Here is a 15,434-nt window from a genome sequence, read left to right as displayed (position 1 = left end):
ACCGGCCGCCGTCGCACCAGTGGAGGACACGCCATGGCACCACAGCGATTCCGCGAGCAGTTCGCACAGATCCAGCGCTCGATGCCCGACGTGCCCCTGGCGGTGGGGCCGGACGACGCGGGCGAGTTCCTCTACGAGAAGGGCGTCGTCCTCGCCCGCGACGGCGAAGAGGCCCGCGTCGTCGAGGACACCGTGCGGCAGCACTTCACCACGTTCGCCGGCCTCACCCCGGACCAGGTGCGCCGGACGAGCCCGCGGACCAACCGCTCCGGCATCACCCGCATCCGGGTCGCCGACCCCGGCCAGGGCGACGGCAGCGGTGACCCGGCGGTCGCGGGAGCGCTGCGCGCGCTGTCGGCGGCCGAGGGCCGTGCCGGACGCCGGCTGATCAGCCGCAACCACGTGGTGTCGATCGCGGTCAACGCCTGCCCGGGCGACGAGCCCGTGCCCGTACCGCGCGGCGAGCGGCCCAACCCGGCCGCCGCCGACGCCGCGCACGACCCGGACACCGCCGTCGGCGTGCTCGTCATCGACACCGGCCTCATGCACGACCACCGCTCCTACCCGCCGCTCGCCCACACCCACGGCGACGCCCAGGTCGAGGAGTGCGGGGAGGACGGCGTCCTGAAGCAGTACTGCGGGCACGGCACGTTCATCGCCGGACTCGTCGCCGCCGTCGCCCCCAACACCGACATCACCGTCCGGGGCACGCTCAACGACGCGGGCGCCGTCCTGGAGTCCGAGTTCGGCGAGAAGCTCTTCGAGGCCGTCGACCAGGGCGGCTGGCCCGACGTCATCAGCCTCTCCGCCGGCACCTCCAACGGCCGCACCGACGGACTCCTCGGCGTCGACGCCTTCATGCGGGAGCTGCGCGAGCGGCCCACCCTGCTGGTCGCCGCCGCCGGCAACAACGCCAGCGCGACGCCCTTCTGGCCCGCCGCCTACGCCGATCTGCCCGGCTACGAGAACGCCGTGCTGTCCGTCGGCGCGCTGCGCGGGGACGGCGAGTTCGGCGCCTGCTTCAGCAACCACGGCGGCTGGGTGAAGGCCTACGCCCCCGGCGAGCGTCTCACCGGCGCCCTCACCGGCTTCGACGCGCCCGTCCCGTACGTGTACCAGCACTCCACCTACGACGCCTGCCGCTACGGCTTCAGGTACACCTGCACGTGTCACCACCCGCGCCACACCGGCGTGTTGAGCGAGGACGGCGGCTCCGGCAAGCCGGACCAGGTGATGTTCGAAGGACTCGCCCAGTGGAGCGGGACCTCGTTCGCCACCCCCGTCGCCGTCGGCATGGTCGCCGCCCACATGACCGCGCAGGGGGAGACCGACCCGCGCAAGGCCCGCCGGCAACTGCTCGACGCCACCACCGAGTACGCGCAAGTGCGCGGGGCGCACGTCCCGGCGCTCCTCCCGCCCACTTGGCGCCCCGTGCGGGTCTCACCACCCTCGGCACGGGCATGAGGACCGGAGTACTCCCCTCCACGGCGTACGATGACGTGCCGTACACGAGGGGTGGGGCCGTGGAGCGTAGTGAAGTCGGCGCGTTGGTCCGGTCCGCTGTCGACGGCGACGCGGCGGCCTGGAAGGCGATCGTGGAAGGGCTGGGCCCGCTGGTGTGGTCCGTGGTGCGCGCGCACCGGCTCTCCGACGCCGACGCGCACGAGGTCTACCAGACCGTGTGGTTCCGTTTCGCCCAGCACCTGGGGCGGATCCGGGAACCGGACAAGACGGGCTCCTGGCTGGCCAGTACCGCGCGGCACGAGTGTCTGAAGGTGCACAGGAACGCGCGACGGCTGATGCTGACGGACGATCCGCAGCTGCTGGACCAGGTCAGCGAGGACGGTGCGCCGGAGCAGTCGCTGCTGGAGGCGGAGGAGGCCGCGGCGCAGAGCGAACGCGTGCGGCGGCTGTGGCAGGAGTTCGAGGAACTGGGCGAGCGGTGCAGGCAGTTGCTGCGGGTGCTGATCGCCTCGCCGCCGCCCAGTTATCAGGAGGTGTCCGCCGCGCTCGACATCGCGGTGGGCAGCATCGGGCCGCTGCGCCAGCGCTGTCTGCGTCGGCTGCGGGCCCGGCTCGAGGCACGGGGGACGATGTGAACGACATGACCGACGACGCGGGATCCGACGCGGACTTCGACGACGGGCTGCTGGAGGAGGAACTCCGGCAGGCGGCAGCCGTCCTGGACCCGCTGCCTCCCGCCCTGCTGCAGATCGCCGTCGACGCCTACGCGCTGCACGACCTCGACGCCCGGGTGGCCGAGCTGACCTTCGACTCGCTGGTCGACGCCATCCCGGTCAGGGGCGCCACGGACGTGCCGCGCATGCTCACCTTCACCGCCGGCGAGGTGACGCTGGACGTCGAGGTGACCGCGGAGGGCCTGATGGGCCAGGTGCTGCCGCCCCGGCCGGCCCGCGTGGAGGTGCTCGGCGGCCCGCAGACCACCGTCCCGCTCACCACCGACGACCTGGGCCGCTTCACCACCGCCACCCCGCCCTCCGGCCCCTTCGCCCTGCGCCTGCGCACCGACGACGACGTGGTCGTCACGGAGTGGCTCCGCGCATGACCCCGCCGGGCCCGGAGCCGGGGGTTCGACCGGGCCGCCCCACGGGCTCCCGGCCCTTCGAGGGCACTGCGCGGCGGGCGGGCAGCCGCTGTCGCGCGGAGGGCCGGGTTCACCGCCCCCGCGGCCCCTTCCCGTTCCCGTCCTCCCGGGGGCGCCGCCCCCGGACCCCCGCCCCTCGAACGCCGGAGGGGCTCATATGCGCCGGTGTCAGCGGGAGGCCGCGTCGATCAGGGTGGCGAGTGCCGAGGCGAGGCGGGACAGGCCCTCTCCCGCGGGGCCGCCCGGCTCGGTCATGTAGGTGTCCCGGCGGATCTCCACCATCAGGGCGGACACCTCCGCCCGCTTGCCGTAGAACTCCAGCGGTACGTACGTCCCGGCGAACGGGCTGTCCAGCCCCGTCTCCCCGCACGGCGCGAACGCCTCCCGGGCGGCGGCGAGCAGCCCGGGCGGGGTGTGGAAGGAGTCGGTGCCCAGGCAGACCTCCGGCCGCGGACCGTCGCCGTGCAGCTCGTAGGGCAGCGGGGCGCTCGGGTACGAGTGCACGTCGATGATCACGGCCCGGCCGGTCGCCGCGAGCCGGCCGGCGACGGCCTCCGTCATCGCCCGCGCGTACGGGCGGAAGTACCGCTCGATCAGCGGCCCGGCGTCGAACCCGTCGGGCCGCAGCACGTCCTCGTGCGTGGTCCGCGTGTAGACCGCGCCCATGCCGACGGCCAGCATCTCCTCCCGCTCGTCCGGGAACCGCTCGGGATCGACGACCAGCCGCGACAACCGGTTCACGAACCGCCACGGCGCGACCCCGGCCGCCCGGGCCGCCGCCTCGGCGATCGCCGCGGTGTGCGAGTCGGTGATGTGATCGAGCTCCCGCTCGAGACCGGCAGCGTCCAGCACGATCCCGGACCGCACATCCTCCGGTATCTCCCGCGCGGAATGCGGCACGTGCAGGATCACGGGGGAGTCCGGATCACCGGAAAGGAACGCGAAGGACGACGACACATCGGTCATGCAGTTGCTCCAAAGGCATGGTCAGTGGTTCACGACATGATCGACCGTGCCATACGGCACTGACAACGCCCACCGCCGAAGGACCCGAGGACCGCCATGCCGATCAGCAACGAGCAGGTGACCGCCCACCCGTTCCTGCGCGCCCTGTACCGGGACGCCTACTACCCCGACCACGTCGTGGACCGGGGCCGGGCCGTCCTGCTCGCCCTCTGCGAGCGCGTCGAGGCGGAGCGCCCCGCCGACCTCACCGCGCTCTACGCCCTGACCCATGCCGCCACCGAGGAGTTCAACGACCTGCAGGCCGTCTTCGAGGAGGCGGGCAGCGAGATCGAGACGGTGGCCCGGGAGGAGATAGCCGAGGAGTTCCGGTTCGTCGCCCGGGCCTACGGCTTCGCGGACGCCGACGTCGAGGAGCTGATCGCCCCGCGCGATTGGTGAGCCGACCCGCGGCGAGGACGGCTCCGCCCCGGCCGGGCGCATGGCCGGCCGGGGCGGAGCACCAAGGGGTTGTTCGCGTCAGCTCAGGGACGCCAGCGCCTCGTTCCACGTGGTGGACGGACGCATGACCTCGGCGGCCTTGGCCGGGTCGGGCTGGTAGTAGCCGCCGATCTCGACCGGCTTGCCCTGGACGGCGTTCAGCTCCTCGACGATCGTCGCCTCGTTGGCGGTGAGCGTCTCGGCGAGCGGCGCGAACGCCTTCGCCAGGTCCGCGTCGTCGCTCTGCGCGGCCAGCTCCTGCGCCCAGTACAGGGACAGGTAGAAGTGGCTGCCGCGGTTGTCGATGCCGCCGACGCGACGGGTCGGGGACTTGTCCTCGTTGAGGAAGGTCGCCGTGGCGCGGTCCAGGGTGTCGGCGAGGACCTTGGCGCGGGCGTTGCCCGTGGCCTCGGCGTACTGCTCCAGGGACGGCACCAGCGCGAAGAACTCACCGAGCGAGTCCCAGCGCAGGTAGTTCTCCTTGACCAGCTGCTGCACGTGCTTCGGCGCGGAGCCGCCGGCGCCCGTCTCGAACAGGCCGCCGCCCGCCATCAGCGGGACGACCGACAGCATCTTGGCGCTGGTGCCCAGCTCCAGGATGGGGAAGAGGTCGGTCAGGTAGTCGCGCAGCACGTTGCCGGTGACGGAGATCGTGTTCTCGCCGCGGCGGATGCGCTCCACCGACAGCTTGGTCGCCTCGACCGGGGACAGGACGCGGATGTCCAGACCCTCGGTGTCGTGCTCCGGCAGGTACTGCTCGACCTTGGCGATCAGGTTGGCGTCGTGGGCGCGGGTGGCGTCCAGCCAGAACACCGCCGGGTCGCCGGTGGCCCGGGCGCGGGTGACGGCCAGCTTCACCCAGTCGCGGATCGGGGCGTCCTTGGTCTGGCAGGCGCGGAAGATGTCACCGGCGGACACGGCCTGCTCGATGAGGACGTCGCCGTCGCCGTCGACCAGGCGGACCGTGCCCGTGGTGGGGATCTCGAAGGTCTTGTCGTGGCTGCCGTACTCCTCGGCCTTCTGCGCCATCAGACCGACGTTCGGGACCGAGCCCATGGTGGACGGGTCGTAGGCGCCGTTGGCGCGGCAGTCCTCGATCACGGCCTGGTACACGCCGGCGTAGCTGGAGTCCGGCAGCACCGCGAGGGTGTCGGCCTCCTGGCCGTCCGGGCCCCACATGTGGCCGGAGGTGCGGATCATGGCCGGCATGGAGGCGTCGACGATGACGTCCGAGGGGACGTGCAGGTTGGTGATGCCCTTGTCGGAGTCGACCATCGCCAGCGCCGGGCCCTCGGCGAGCTCGGCGTCGAAGGACGCCTTGATCTCGGCGCCCTCGGGCAGGGCCTCCAGACCCTTGTAGATGCCGCCCAGGCCGTCGTTCGGGGTCAGGCCGGCCGCGGCGAGCTTGTCGCCGTACTGCGCGAAGGTCTTCGGGAAGAAGGCGCGCACCACGTGGCCGAAGACGATCGGGTCGGAGACCTTCATCATCGTGGCCTTCAGGTGCACGGAGAACAGCACGCCCTCCTGCTTGGCGCGGGCGACCTGCGCGGTCAGGAACTCGCGCAGCGCGGCGACGCGCATCACGGAGGCGTCGACGACCTCGCCCTTCAGGACGGGCACGGACTCGCGCAGCACGGTGGTGGAGCCGTCGTCGCCCTTGAGCTCGATGCGCAGCGCGCCGTCCTCGGCGATCACGACGGACTTCTCGGTGGAGCGGAAGTCGTCGACGCCCATGGTCGCGACGTTCGTCTTCGACTCGGGGCTCCAGGCGCCCATGCGGTGCGGGTGGGTCTTGGCGTAGTTCTTCACCGAGGCGGGGGCGCGGCGGTCGGAGTTGCCCTCGCGCAGCACCGGGTTGACGGCCGAGCCCTTGACCTTGTCGTAGCGGGCGCGGATGTCGCGCTCCTCGTCGGTCTTCGGGTCGTCCGGGTAGGCCGGAAGCGCGTAGCCCTGGCCCTGCAGCTCGGCGATCGCGGCCTTGAGCTGCGGGATCGACGCCGAGATGTTCGGCAGCTTGATGATGTTGGCCGCCGGCGTCTTTGCCAGCTCACCGAGCTCCGAGAGGGCGTCCGGGATGCGCTGGTCCTCGGCCAGGTACTCCGGGAACAGGGCGATGATGCGCCCGGCCAGCGAGATGTCACGCGTCTCCACGGTGACACCCGCCTGCGAGGCGTACGCCTGGACCACCGGCAGGAAGGAATACGTTGCCAGGGCCGGGGCCTCGTCAGTGTGCGTGTAGATGATGGTCGAGTCAGTCACCGGGTGCTCCGCTCCACGTCTGCAACATTGCTCGACATCAAGATATCTCGTGATCGACCGGGGCTCGACAGGGGTCCGCGCCGACTTCCGGCCGACCTCCCGCCACGGCCCTTCGGCGCGGCGGGAGATCGCCCGGGACGGTGGGTTCAGATCGGCCGGGCGGTGGTCATGTCGTCCGGCGCGGAGTCCGTCACGGAGTCCGCGCCGCGCTGCTGGGGGAAGACTACGGAGCCCTGCTGGAGCGCCACCGTCCGCGCCGGCGACGGGATGCGGATGCCCTCCTCGCGGTAGCGGCGGTGCAGGCGCTTGATGAACTCGTGCTTGATCCGGTACTGGTCGCTGAACTCGCCGACGCCCAGGATGACGGTGAAGCCGATGCGGGAGTCCCCGAAGGTGTGGAAACGCACCGCGGGCTCGTGCTCCGGCACGGCGCCGGTGATCTCCGTCATCACCTCGGCGACGACCTCCTTCGTCACCTCCTCCACCTGCTCCAGGTCGCTGTCGTACGACACCCCGGCCTGCACCAGGATGGTCAGCTGCTGCTCGGGACGCATGAAGTTGGTCATGTTCGTCTTGGCGAGCTGCGCGTTCGGGATGACCACCAGGTTGTTGGACAGGTTGCGGACGGTCGTCTGGCGCCAGTTGATGTCCTCGACGTAGCCCTCCTCGCCGCTGCTCAGCTGGATGTAGTCCCCGGGCTGCACGGTCTTGGAGGCGAGGATGTGGATGCCCGCGAACAGGTTGGCGAGCGTGTCCTGCAGCGCCAGCGCGACCGCCAGACCGCCGACGCCGAGGGCGGTGAGCATCGGGGCGATCGAGATGCCCAGCGTCTGCAGCCCCACCAGGAAACCGATCGCCAGGACCAGGATCCGGGTGATGTTCATGAAGATGGTCGCCGACCCGGCGACACCGGAGCGGGACTGGGTGACCGAGCGCACCAGCCCCGCCACCACCCGGGCCGCCGAGATCGTCGCGGCGAAGATGACCAGCAGGGTCAGCACCTGGTTGACGTTGTGCTGCACGGTCCGGGTCAGCGGCAGCGCCGCCGCCGCGGAGGCCGCGCCGCCCGCGATCGCCGCCCACGGCGCGATCATGCGCAGCGCGTCCACGAGGACGTCGTCCCCGCGCCAGCGGGTGCGGTCCGCGTGCCGGCCCAACCAGCGCAGCAGCATCCGCAGCAGGAACGCCGCCAGCAGGCCGGCCGCGAGGGCGATGCCGGCGTACAGCAGGTCGTGGCCGGTGAGCGCGCGGGTCACCGCTCACCCCCGGCGAACGCCCTGGCCGACGGCCGTATGTGAAGTCGTGTCACGTGTCGTCACCTGCTCGATCTCTACGGGATGTACATCGCGCCGGCCGTCCCTGACCCGCGGCCGGCGCGATCGCTCATCCTGCCGTATTCCGCAGGGCAGTTCGTACCACGCCCGGACGCGCGGGCCCGTGCACGGGCCGAGGCCCGGAACCCGCTGGTCAGATCACCTTCAGCCGCACCAGCGCGCCCAGGGTCAACGCCCCCGGCAGCAGCGGCAGCCACACCGTGATGATCCGGAAGACCAGCACCACCGCCGTGGCCACCGCGGCGGCCCCGCCCACCGCCACCAGCGCCACGATCAGCACCGCCTCCACCGAGCCGATCCCGCCCGGAGTGGGCACCAGCGCCACCGCGACCGTCGCCGCCAGATACGCCACCGCCATGTGGGCCGGCGGCACCGCCAGCCCGAACGCCAGCCCCACCAGCACCAGCGCGGCCGCCTGCAGCGCGGGGAAGGCCAGCGCCCCGCCCCACAGCGCCAGCGCCCGGGAGGGCAGGGCGTGCACCGACCGCGCCTCGCCCAGCGCCGTCCGCAGGAACGACCGCACCACCGACCGCAGCCGCCGTACGGCGGCGAGCACGACCGCCGCGACGGCCACCACCGCACCGGCCGCGAGCAGCAGCGGGCCGAACCACCCCGCGGGCAGCAGGGAGCCGAACCGCAGCGCGCCGGGGAACGCCACGAGCAGGGCGGCCAGCAGCCCCACCCGGCCGACGGACTCCGCCAGCAGATACAGCGCCAGGGCGGCCGAGGAGCGGGCCGCCGGCAGCCCGCACACCGTCATGAACCGCAGATTGACCGCGCTCGCGCCCAGCCCGGTCGGCAGCAGGTGGTTCGCGGCGCCCGCCGCGAACTGGGTGGCCAGCAGCCGCCGCGCGGGCAGCCGTTCGGGGACCGCGCCCTGCCGGGTGCACGCGGCCGCCACCCAGGTCAGACAGGTGGCGCCGGCCGCGGCGAGCAGCCAGGGCCACCGGGCGGTCCCCAGCTGACCGAACCCCTCGGCCAGCACCGACCGGTGCCGCACCGCGACCACGGTCACGAGCAGCAGCGGCAACACCATCAGGATCCGGCGGATCGTCCCCGTCACAGCCACCGAGCCTGACCGCCGCGCACCAACGGCGGGTTGCCCCGGCCCGGACGTCCGCTTACGGCCGGGCAGCGGCCGGGGGAGCGGGACCGGGCCGCCCTTGACCTCAATCATGCTTGAGGTTCTACCTTCGGGTGCATGAGCATGGAGACCACAGCGTGGACACAGCTGCGCGGCGTCATGACCGCGGAGGACGAGCACCGCCCCCTCACCAGGGCGACACTGCACCGGATCGGCGCCTTCGCCCGCCCCCACCGCCGCCGACTGACCCTGGTCGTGCTCCTCGGCACGGCGACCGCGGCGCTCGCCGTCGCCACCCCCGTGCTCGCCGGGCGCGTCATGGACACCATCGTCTCGGGCGGCGACGGGGGCACGGTGGTCCGCCTGGCCCTGCTCATCGCGCTGATCGCGGTCGTGGAGGCGGCGCTCGGCGTGCTCGGCCGCAGACTCTCGGCGGCCCTCGGGGAGGAACTCATCCTCGACCTGCGGACCGCGGTCTTCGACCACGTGCAGCGGATGCCGGTCGCGTTCTTCACCCGCACGCGTACGGGGGCGCTCGTCTCCCGTCTCAACAACGACGTCATCGGCGCCCAGCAGGCCTTCAGCACCGTCCTGTCGACCGTGGTCGGCAACCTGGTCACCCTCGTGCTCGCCCTCGCCGTGATGCTCACCCTGTCCTGGCAGATCACCCTGCTCGCGCTGGTCCTGCTGCCGGTGTTCGTGGTCCCGGCCCGCCGCATGGGCCGCCGCATGGCCGGGATGCAGCGCGAGGCCGCCGCCCTGAACGCGGCCATGGGCACCCGTATGACCGAGCGGTTCTCCGCACCCGGCGCCACCCTGGTCAAGCTGTTCGGACGCCCCGAGGAGGAGTCCGCCCAGTTCGCGCTGCGCGCCCGCCGGGTGCGGGACATCGGCGTCCGCACGGCCACGGCGCAGACGGTGTTCATCACCGCGCTGACCCTCGTCTCCGCCCTCGCCCTCGCCCTGGTCTACGGCCTCGGCGGCCGGCTCGCCCTCGGCGGCACCCTGGAGCCGGGCGCCGTCGTGGCGCTGGCGCTGCTGCTGACCCGGCTGTACGCGCCGCTCACCTCGCTCGCCGGGGCACGGGTGGAGGTGATGAGCGCGCTGGTCAGCTTCGAGCGGGTCTTCGAGGTCCTGGACCTCGAGCCGCTCATCAGGGAGAGGCCGGACGCGCGCGAGGTGCCCGAGGGTCCGGTCTCCGTCGAGTTCGACGACGTCCGCTTCGGCTACCCGTCCGCCGACAAGGTCTCCCTGGCCTCCCTGGAGGAGGTCGCGTCCCTCGACCCGCGCGGGGGCGACGAAGTCCTGCACGGCATCTCCTTCCGCGCCGAACCCGGGCGGACCGTCGCCCTCGTCGGCTCCTCCGGCGCGGGCAAGTCGACCATCGCCCAGCTGCTGCCACGGCTGTACGACGTCGACGCCGGCGCCGTGCGCGTGGGCGGCGTCGACGTCCGCGACCTGACCGCCGCCTCCCTGCGCGCCACGCTCGGCATGGTCACCCAGGACGGTCATCTCTTCCACGACACGGTCCGCGCCAATCTGCTGCTGGCCCGGCCGGACGCGGGCGAGCCCGAGCTGTGGGACGCCCTGCGCCGCGCCCGCCTCGACGACCTGGTACGGGCCCTGCCCGACGGCCTGGACACGGTGGTCGGCGAACGCGGCTACCGGCTCTCCGGCGGCGAACGCCAGCGCCTGACCATTGCGCGGCTGCTGCTGGCCCGTCAGCGCGTCGTCATCCTCGACGAGGCCACCGCCCACCTGGACAACACCTCCGAGGCGGCCGTGCAGGAGGCGCTCACGGAGGCGCTGGAGGGCAGGACGGCGGTGGTGATCGCCCACCGGCTGTCCACCGTCCGCGCCGCCGACCTCATCCTGGTCGTCGAGGCCGGCCGGATCGTGGAACGCGGCACGCACGAGCGGCTGCTGGCCGCCGACGGCCGCTACGCCGAGTTGTACCGCACCCAGTTCGAACGGCAGTCGGAGGAGACGGTGGCGGCGTAGAGGCGGTGTCGGGCGGAGGGTGCGGACCACCCCCGGGTGGCCCGCACCCTTCGCCCGCACCCTCCGGCCGTCCCTCCCGCCCGCTCCTACCGTGCCCGCGTGGCGGCCCCGGCCCGGTCCGGGCGCTCCGTGGCGCCGGACTCCGTCCGCCCGGAACCGCCCCGGCCGCGACCCCGGCCGCCCCTGCCGCCGGCGGTGTGCGCGCCGAGCTCGACGGCGAGCGGCGAGGCGGTCAGGACCGACGAGTACGTGCCCACGAGCATGCCGATGAGCAGCGCGAGCGCGAAGTCGGTGAGCGAGTCGCCGCCCAGCAGGGCCAGCGCGGCCAGGATGAAGATCACACCGATACCGGTGTTGACCGTGCGGGGCACCGTCTGCAGGATCGCCCGGTTGGTGACCTGGGCCAGCGGCGCCCTGCCGTCCTTGCGCCACAGCTCGCGGATCCGGTCGAACACCACCACCGAGTCGTTCACCGAGTAACCGATCACGGTGAGCAGCGCGGCCAGGAACACACCGTCGATCGGTTTGCCCAGCCAGGCGAAGACGCCGGCCAGGATCACCACGTCGTGCGCCAGGGCGGCCACCGCGCCCGCACCGAACATCCAGCGGAACCGGAAGGCCAGGTACAGCAGCTGGGCGCCGAGCGCCAGACCGAGCGCGATCAGCGCGTTGCGCCGCAGCTCGTCACCGAGGCTCGGGCCGATCAGCTCGTCGCGGACCTTCTCCGCCCCGCCGCCGACCTCCGCGACGGCGTCGGCCACCTCGACCGCCTCCGCGTTGGTCAGCTCCTCGGTGCGCACCGTCAGCCTGTCGTCACCGGAGGACTGCACGACCGCCTGCGGGAAACCGGCGTCGGCCAGCGCCTCCCGGGCCCGGTCCGGGTCGACGGCCTCACTGGTGGAGTACTCGATCAGCCGGCCACCGGTGAACTCCACACCGAAGTTCAGCCCGCGCACCGCGATGCCCGCGCCGGCGACGGCGAGCACCACGGCGGACACCGCCAGCCAGCGGCGCGGACGCCGCATCAGCTGCGGGTCGCGGCGAGTGAGGTACGTACGGACCCGGCCGATCGAGGCCAGACCGGTGACCCCGGGACGGCGGTGCACCCAGCGGCGGGCCACCGCGAACTCCGCGAGCACCCGCGTGATCACCAGGGCGCTGACCATGGACGCGAGCACACCGATGCCCAGCGTGACACCGAAGCCCTTCACCGGGCCGGACGCGAGCAGGAACAGCAGTACCGCCGCGATCAGCGTGGTGACGTTGGAGTCGGCGATGGCGCTGAACGCGCCCTTGAAACCGGCGGTCAGGGCCGAGCGGCCGCTGGGCCGGTTGCGCTTGCCGTACTCCTCCCGGGCCCGTTCGAAGACCAGCACGTTGGCGTCCACCGCCATACCGATGGCCAGCACGAAACCGGCGAGACCGGGCAGGGTCAGCGTCGCCCCGAGGGCCGCCAGACCGGCGTAGGAGATCAGGCCGTAGCAGAGCAGGGCCAGCGTGGCCAGGACGCCCATCAGCCGGTAGACCACGATGATGAAGAGCGCGGTCAGCGCGGTGCCGACGACGGCCGCCCAGGCGCTCGCCTCGATGGCCTCGGCGCCCAGCGTCGGGCCTACGGTCCGCTGCTCCACCGTCTCGACCGGCACCGGCAGGGCGCCGCCCTTGACCAGCAGGGCGAGCTCCTTGGCCTCGTCACTGGTGAAGGAACCGGTGATCTGGGTGGACCCGCCGGTGATGCCCGCGCCGCAGGCGACGGACGGGTCGACCTGCGGCGAGGAGATGATCTTGTCGTCGAGCACGATCGCGACCCGGCGCTTCGGGTCACCCGCCGGGTTGCAGGCGGCCTCACCGGTCAGCTTCGCCCAGCCCTCGCCGTCCTCGAAGTCCACGGTGACGTGCCAGCCGGCACCGCTCTGCGGGTCGAAGAGGGCCTCGGCGTCCTTCACGTCCTGGCCGGTCAGCGACGCGGCGGCCAGCCGGAGCCGTTCACCGGACTGCTCGTCGGGCAGGACGCGCTCACCCTTCTCCCCGGCCTTGCCGGACTCGGTCGCGGCACCGAGCACCGCGTGCACGGAGAGCTGCGCGGTACGGCCGAGGACGTCGGCCGCCTTGCGCGGGTCCTGCACACCGGGCAGCTCGACGATGATCCGGTTGTCCCCGGAGCGGACGATGCTCGGTTCGGCGACGCCGAGCGCGTCGACGCGGCCGCGCAGCACCTCCAGGGTGCGGTCGGTGGCCGCCCCGTCGGCCTTCACGGTTTCGGTGGAACGGGTCTCCAGCACGATCTGGGTGCCGCCCCGCAGATCCAGGCCCAGACGGACCGGAACGGTGACGGCGACGAACACGGACAGGGCGATCACGGCGAGCGCGAACAACGCCCTGACGCGGGCGGGACGTTTCACAGATGCCTCCAGCAGGCACGCGGAAGAAGGAGAAGAGGGGATCTCAGGTGCTGGAGGCCGGGGGCGGCGCGCGCCCCAGGTCCGACGGCGTGTGCGCGGCGGCGGGCGGCGCGTGCCCGGCCGCCGGCGCGGGCCGGGCCGGCCGGGGCGGGACCGGCGGCGTGTGCGCCGCGGTGAAGAGGGGATGGCCGGCGGGCACCGTCCGCTCACCGGCGTCCCGCTCCGGTCTGGTGAGCAGGGCGCGGGCACCGACGTAGGCGTCGTCGCCGTACGGACGGGTGTCGGACTCGTACGCCGACGGGGCGGGCGGGGCGGCGGGGACGGGTACCGTGCCGCCGGTGACCCCGAGGGCCAGCAGCACGGCCGCGAACGCGGCGAGGGCCGCCGCGGCGGCCCGGTACGGAAGGCGGGCGGAGCGTCCCCGCCGGGCGGCGGTCAAGGCTCGACGAGCCCGGCGCGGATGGCGTAACGGGTCAGCTCGAGGCGGTCCCGCAGCCCCAGCTTGTGCAGCAGGTTCTCGCGGTGCCGCTGCACCGTCTTGACGCTGATGAACAGCAGCTCGGCGATCTCCTTCGACGAGTGGCCCTCGGCGACGAGCTTGAGCACCTCCTCCTCGCGCGGGGTCAGCAGCTGCTCCGGCGCCTCCTCCCCGTGCCGCACCCGGTCGAGGTAGTTGCGGATCAGGGCGGTCACCGCCCCCGGGTACAGGAACGGCTCGTCCCGCATCGCGGCCCGGCAGGCGGCGACCAGGTCCCGGTCCGCGACGGACTTCAGCACGTAACCGCCGGCCCCGGCCTTGAGCGCCTGGAACAGGTACTGCTCGTTGTCGTGCATCGTCAGCATCAGGATGCGCAGTCCCGGCTTCAGCGCGGTCAGCTCGCGGGCCGCCTGCAGGCCGGTCAGCCGCGGCATGGCGATGTCCAGGACGGCCAGGTCGACGTCGTGGGTGCGGGCCATGGCGATCGCCTCCGCGCCGTCCCCCGCCTCGGCGACCACTTCCAGGTCCGGCTCCCGGTCGAGGATGAGCCGGACGCCGCGCCGCACCAGCGCGTGGTCGTCGGCGAGCAGGATCCGGATCGTGGCGTCCGTCCGGCGGCCGTCGTGGGTGTCCTGGTGGTTCATGACTGCTTCCTGGCGGTGGGCACGGTCAGCCGGATCCGGGTGCCGGCCGGCGGCGCGGAGGTCCCGTCGGGGCTCGAGATGTCCAGCACGGCCCCGATCAGCAGGGCCCGTTCCCGCATCCCGCGCAGCCCGGCGCCCTCGCGTGCGGCCCCGATGCCGCGGCCGTCGTCGGCCACCTCGAGGACGACGCGCCCGTCGGCACCGCGCAGGCTCAACTCCACGCACCGCGCCTCGGCGTGCCGGGCGGCGTTGGTCAGGCCCTCCTGCGCCACACGGTAGATCACCAGCTCCGTCTCGTGGTCGAGAACGGGCAGATCGGAGTCGAAGCGGCGCAGCACGCGCAGCCCGGTGTGCGTGGCGAACTCGGTGGCCAGCGAGGTGACCGCACTGACCAGGCCCAGATCGTCCAGGACGCCCGGACGCAGCCGGCGCACCAGCCGGCGCACCTCGTCGAGGCTCTCCCGGGTGATCTCCTGTGCCTGCTGGAGCTCACCGCGCAGCGGCTGGGACGCCTCGTCGGCCGCCCGCTTCAGGGCCAGCAGCACGGCGGTCATGCTCTGCCCGACCTCGTCGTGCAGCTCCTGGGCGATACGGCGCCGCTCGCCCTCCTGGGCGAGGATGGCGCGAGCGCTGCTCGCGACGCGTTCCCCCTCCAGCCGCTCCAGCATCGAGTTGAACGTGCTGACCAGTTCGGCGACCTCACCGCCACCGTGCACGGGCAGCCGCTGACCGGGACGCAGCAGGTCGACGGTGGTCATCAGCCGCGTCACCCGGTCCAGCGGGGCGAGGCCGATGCGCAGCAGGGCCGCGTTGGCGACGAGCATGACGCCGAGACCGCCCACCAGGATCACCGCCTCGGTCAGCAGCACCGGGACGGACACGGTCACCGGAGCCCACAGCAGCAGCGCGGTGGCGCTGCCCAGCACCACCGCGTTGAGCCCGAAGATCCGCCAGTACAGGGACACGGAGGTCACGCCTTCCTCTTTCTCGTCTGCCTCTACTGTCGGTCACCGTGCCCGCTGACGCGGCAGTGGCCCCTCGTCCCGGCGGACACCGGCCAGCGTGCACCAGGGCCGGGCTCCGGTCGATGGGCCCCGCGCCCCATTTCCCGCGGCCCGCCCGACCCATGCCGCGCGGGGTGGGTCCTCGGACCCCGCGCAGATGGGTACCGCGCCCGATGGGCG

13 protein-coding genes are annotated in these 15,434 nt (G+C 73.0%); 5 read left to right on the top strand and 8 right to left on the bottom strand.

All coding sequences use genetic code 11. The features are described from left to right. Nucleotides 1–33: 33 nt before the first annotated feature. From AB0A94_RS33910 to AB0A94_RS33900, 3 genes are read left to right on the top strand one after another with little or no spacing between them, the layout of a single operon-like run. A complete protein-coding gene (locus tag AB0A94_RS33910; RefSeq protein ID WP_361750186.1) occupies nucleotides 34–1,464 on the top strand; it encodes a S8/S53 family peptidase in 1,431 nt (476 codons plus the stop codon). Between the two features lie 59 nt (nucleotides 1,465–1,523). Next, nucleotides 1,524–2,099, top strand: a complete 576-nt coding sequence (locus AB0A94_RS33905) for a sigma-70 family RNA polymerase sigma factor (protein WP_361750184.1) — start codon at nucleotides 1,524–1,526, stop codon at nucleotides 2,097–2,099. Nucleotides 2,100–2,104: 5 nt separating this feature from the next. Continuing rightward, a complete protein-coding gene (locus AB0A94_RS33900) occupies nucleotides 2,105–2,566 on the top strand; it encodes a hypothetical protein (protein ID WP_361750182.1) in 462 nt (153 codons plus the stop codon). A 207-nt stretch (nucleotides 2,567–2,773) separates the two neighbouring features. Here AB0A94_RS33900 and AB0A94_RS33895 read toward each other — a convergent pair whose 3' ends face one another. Then, nucleotides 2,774–3,571 (bottom strand): N-formylglutamate amidohydrolase, encoded by a 798-nt coding sequence (locus AB0A94_RS33895; protein ID WP_361750180.1) that lies wholly within the window; start codon nucleotides 3,569–3,571, stop codon nucleotides 2,774–2,776. Between the two features lie 96 nt (nucleotides 3,572–3,667). Here AB0A94_RS33895 and AB0A94_RS33890 point away from each other — a divergent pair, with 96 nt between their 5' ends. Then, nucleotides 3,668–4,009 (top strand): DUF5713 family protein, encoded by a 342-nt coding sequence (locus AB0A94_RS33890; protein ID WP_361750178.1) that lies wholly within the window; start codon nucleotides 3,668–3,670, stop codon nucleotides 4,007–4,009. Nucleotides 4,010–4,087: 78 nt separating this feature from the next. Here AB0A94_RS33890 and AB0A94_RS33885 read toward each other — a convergent pair whose 3' ends face one another. The 3 genes from AB0A94_RS33885 to AB0A94_RS33875 form a co-directional block, all read right to left on the bottom strand. Continuing rightward, nucleotides 4,088–6,307 (bottom strand): NADP-dependent isocitrate dehydrogenase, encoded by a 2,220-nt coding sequence (locus AB0A94_RS33885; RefSeq protein ID WP_361750176.1) that lies wholly within the window; start codon nucleotides 6,305–6,307, stop codon nucleotides 4,088–4,090. Nucleotides 6,308–6,453: 146 nt separating this feature from the next. Beyond that, nucleotides 6,454–7,563, bottom strand: coding sequence for a mechanosensitive ion channel domain-containing protein (locus AB0A94_RS33880; protein WP_361750174.1), 1,110 nt, complete (start codon nucleotides 7,561–7,563; stop codon nucleotides 6,454–6,456). A 211-nt stretch (nucleotides 7,564–7,774) separates the two neighbouring features. Then, entirely contained in the window at nucleotides 7,775–8,677 is a 903-nt protein-coding gene (locus AB0A94_RS33875; protein WP_361750205.1) for a YbhN family protein, read from the bottom strand. Nucleotides 8,678–8,848: 171 nt separating this feature from the next. Between AB0A94_RS33875 and AB0A94_RS33870 the strand changes: the two genes are divergently transcribed. Further along, nucleotides 8,849–10,726, top strand: a complete 1,878-nt coding sequence (locus AB0A94_RS33870; protein ID WP_361750204.1) for an ABC transporter ATP-binding protein — start codon at nucleotides 8,849–8,851, stop codon at nucleotides 10,724–10,726. 86 nt (nucleotides 10,727–10,812) lie between these two features. Here the strand turns inward: AB0A94_RS33870 and secD are convergent, their stop codons facing one another. The 4 genes from secD to AB0A94_RS33850 are packed head-to-tail and all read right to left on the bottom strand — an operon-like array spanning nucleotide 10,813 to nucleotide 15,224. Continuing rightward, the gene (gene secD, locus AB0A94_RS33865; RefSeq protein ID WP_361750172.1) at nucleotides 10,813–13,128 is read right to left on the bottom strand and encodes a protein translocase subunit SecD; all 2,316 of its coding nucleotides are present in this window, start codon (nucleotides 13,126–13,128) and stop codon (nucleotides 10,813–10,815) included. Nucleotides 13,129–13,171: 43 nt separating this feature from the next. Next, nucleotides 13,172–13,567, bottom strand: coding sequence for a hypothetical protein (locus AB0A94_RS33860; protein ID WP_361750170.1), 396 nt, complete (start codon nucleotides 13,565–13,567; stop codon nucleotides 13,172–13,174). Beyond that, nucleotides 13,564–14,250, bottom strand: coding sequence for a response regulator transcription factor (locus AB0A94_RS33855; RefSeq protein ID WP_361750168.1), 687 nt, complete (start codon nucleotides 14,248–14,250; stop codon nucleotides 13,564–13,566). The genes AB0A94_RS33860 and AB0A94_RS33855 overlap by 4 nt, the downstream gene beginning before the upstream one ends. Further along, nucleotides 14,247–15,224 carry a sensor histidine kinase gene (locus AB0A94_RS33850; RefSeq protein ID WP_361750167.1) on the bottom strand — a complete coding sequence of 326 codons (978 nt, stop codon included), beginning with the start codon at nucleotides 15,222–15,224 and terminating at the stop codon, nucleotides 14,247–14,249. The genes AB0A94_RS33855 and AB0A94_RS33850 overlap by 4 nt, the downstream gene beginning before the upstream one ends. Nucleotides 15,225–15,434: the final 210 nt, after the last annotated feature.

Origin of the sequence: Streptomyces sp. NPDC044984, from assembly GCF_040646935.1 — a bacterium.
Lineage (GTDB): Bacteria > Actinomycetota > Actinomycetes > Streptomycetales > Streptomycetaceae > Streptomyces.
The sequence above is the reverse complement of the archived record's forward strand: the minus strand, read 5'-3'. Positions and strand labels throughout refer to the sequence as shown.

Excerpts from the sequence above, each read along its gene's own strand:
- AB0A94_RS33855 (WP_361750168.1), bottom strand. The coding sequence starts at position 14,250 with ATGAACCACCAGGACACCCACGACGGCCGCCGGACGGACGCCACGATC.
- AB0A94_RS33890 (WP_361750178.1), top strand. The coding sequence starts at position 3,668 with ATGCCGATCAGCAACGAGCAGGTGACCGCCCACCCGTTCCTGCGCGCC.
- AB0A94_RS33870 (WP_361750204.1), top strand. The coding sequence starts at position 8,849 with ATGGAGACCACAGCGTGGACACAGCTGCGCGGCGTCATGACCGCGGAG.
- AB0A94_RS33900 (WP_361750182.1), top strand. The coding sequence starts at position 2,105 with ATGACCGACGACGCGGGATCCGACGCGGACTTCGACGACGGGCTGCTG.
- AB0A94_RS33910 (WP_361750186.1), top strand. The coding sequence starts at position 34 with ATGGCACCACAGCGATTCCGCGAGCAGTTCGCACAGATCCAGCGCTCG.
- AB0A94_RS33875 (WP_361750205.1), bottom strand. The coding sequence starts at position 8,677 with ATGGTGTTGCCGCTGCTGCTCGTGACCGTGGTCGCGGTGCGGCACCGG.
- AB0A94_RS33895 (WP_361750180.1), bottom strand. The coding sequence starts at position 3,571 with ATGACCGATGTGTCGTCGTCCTTCGCGTTCCTTTCCGGTGATCCGGAC.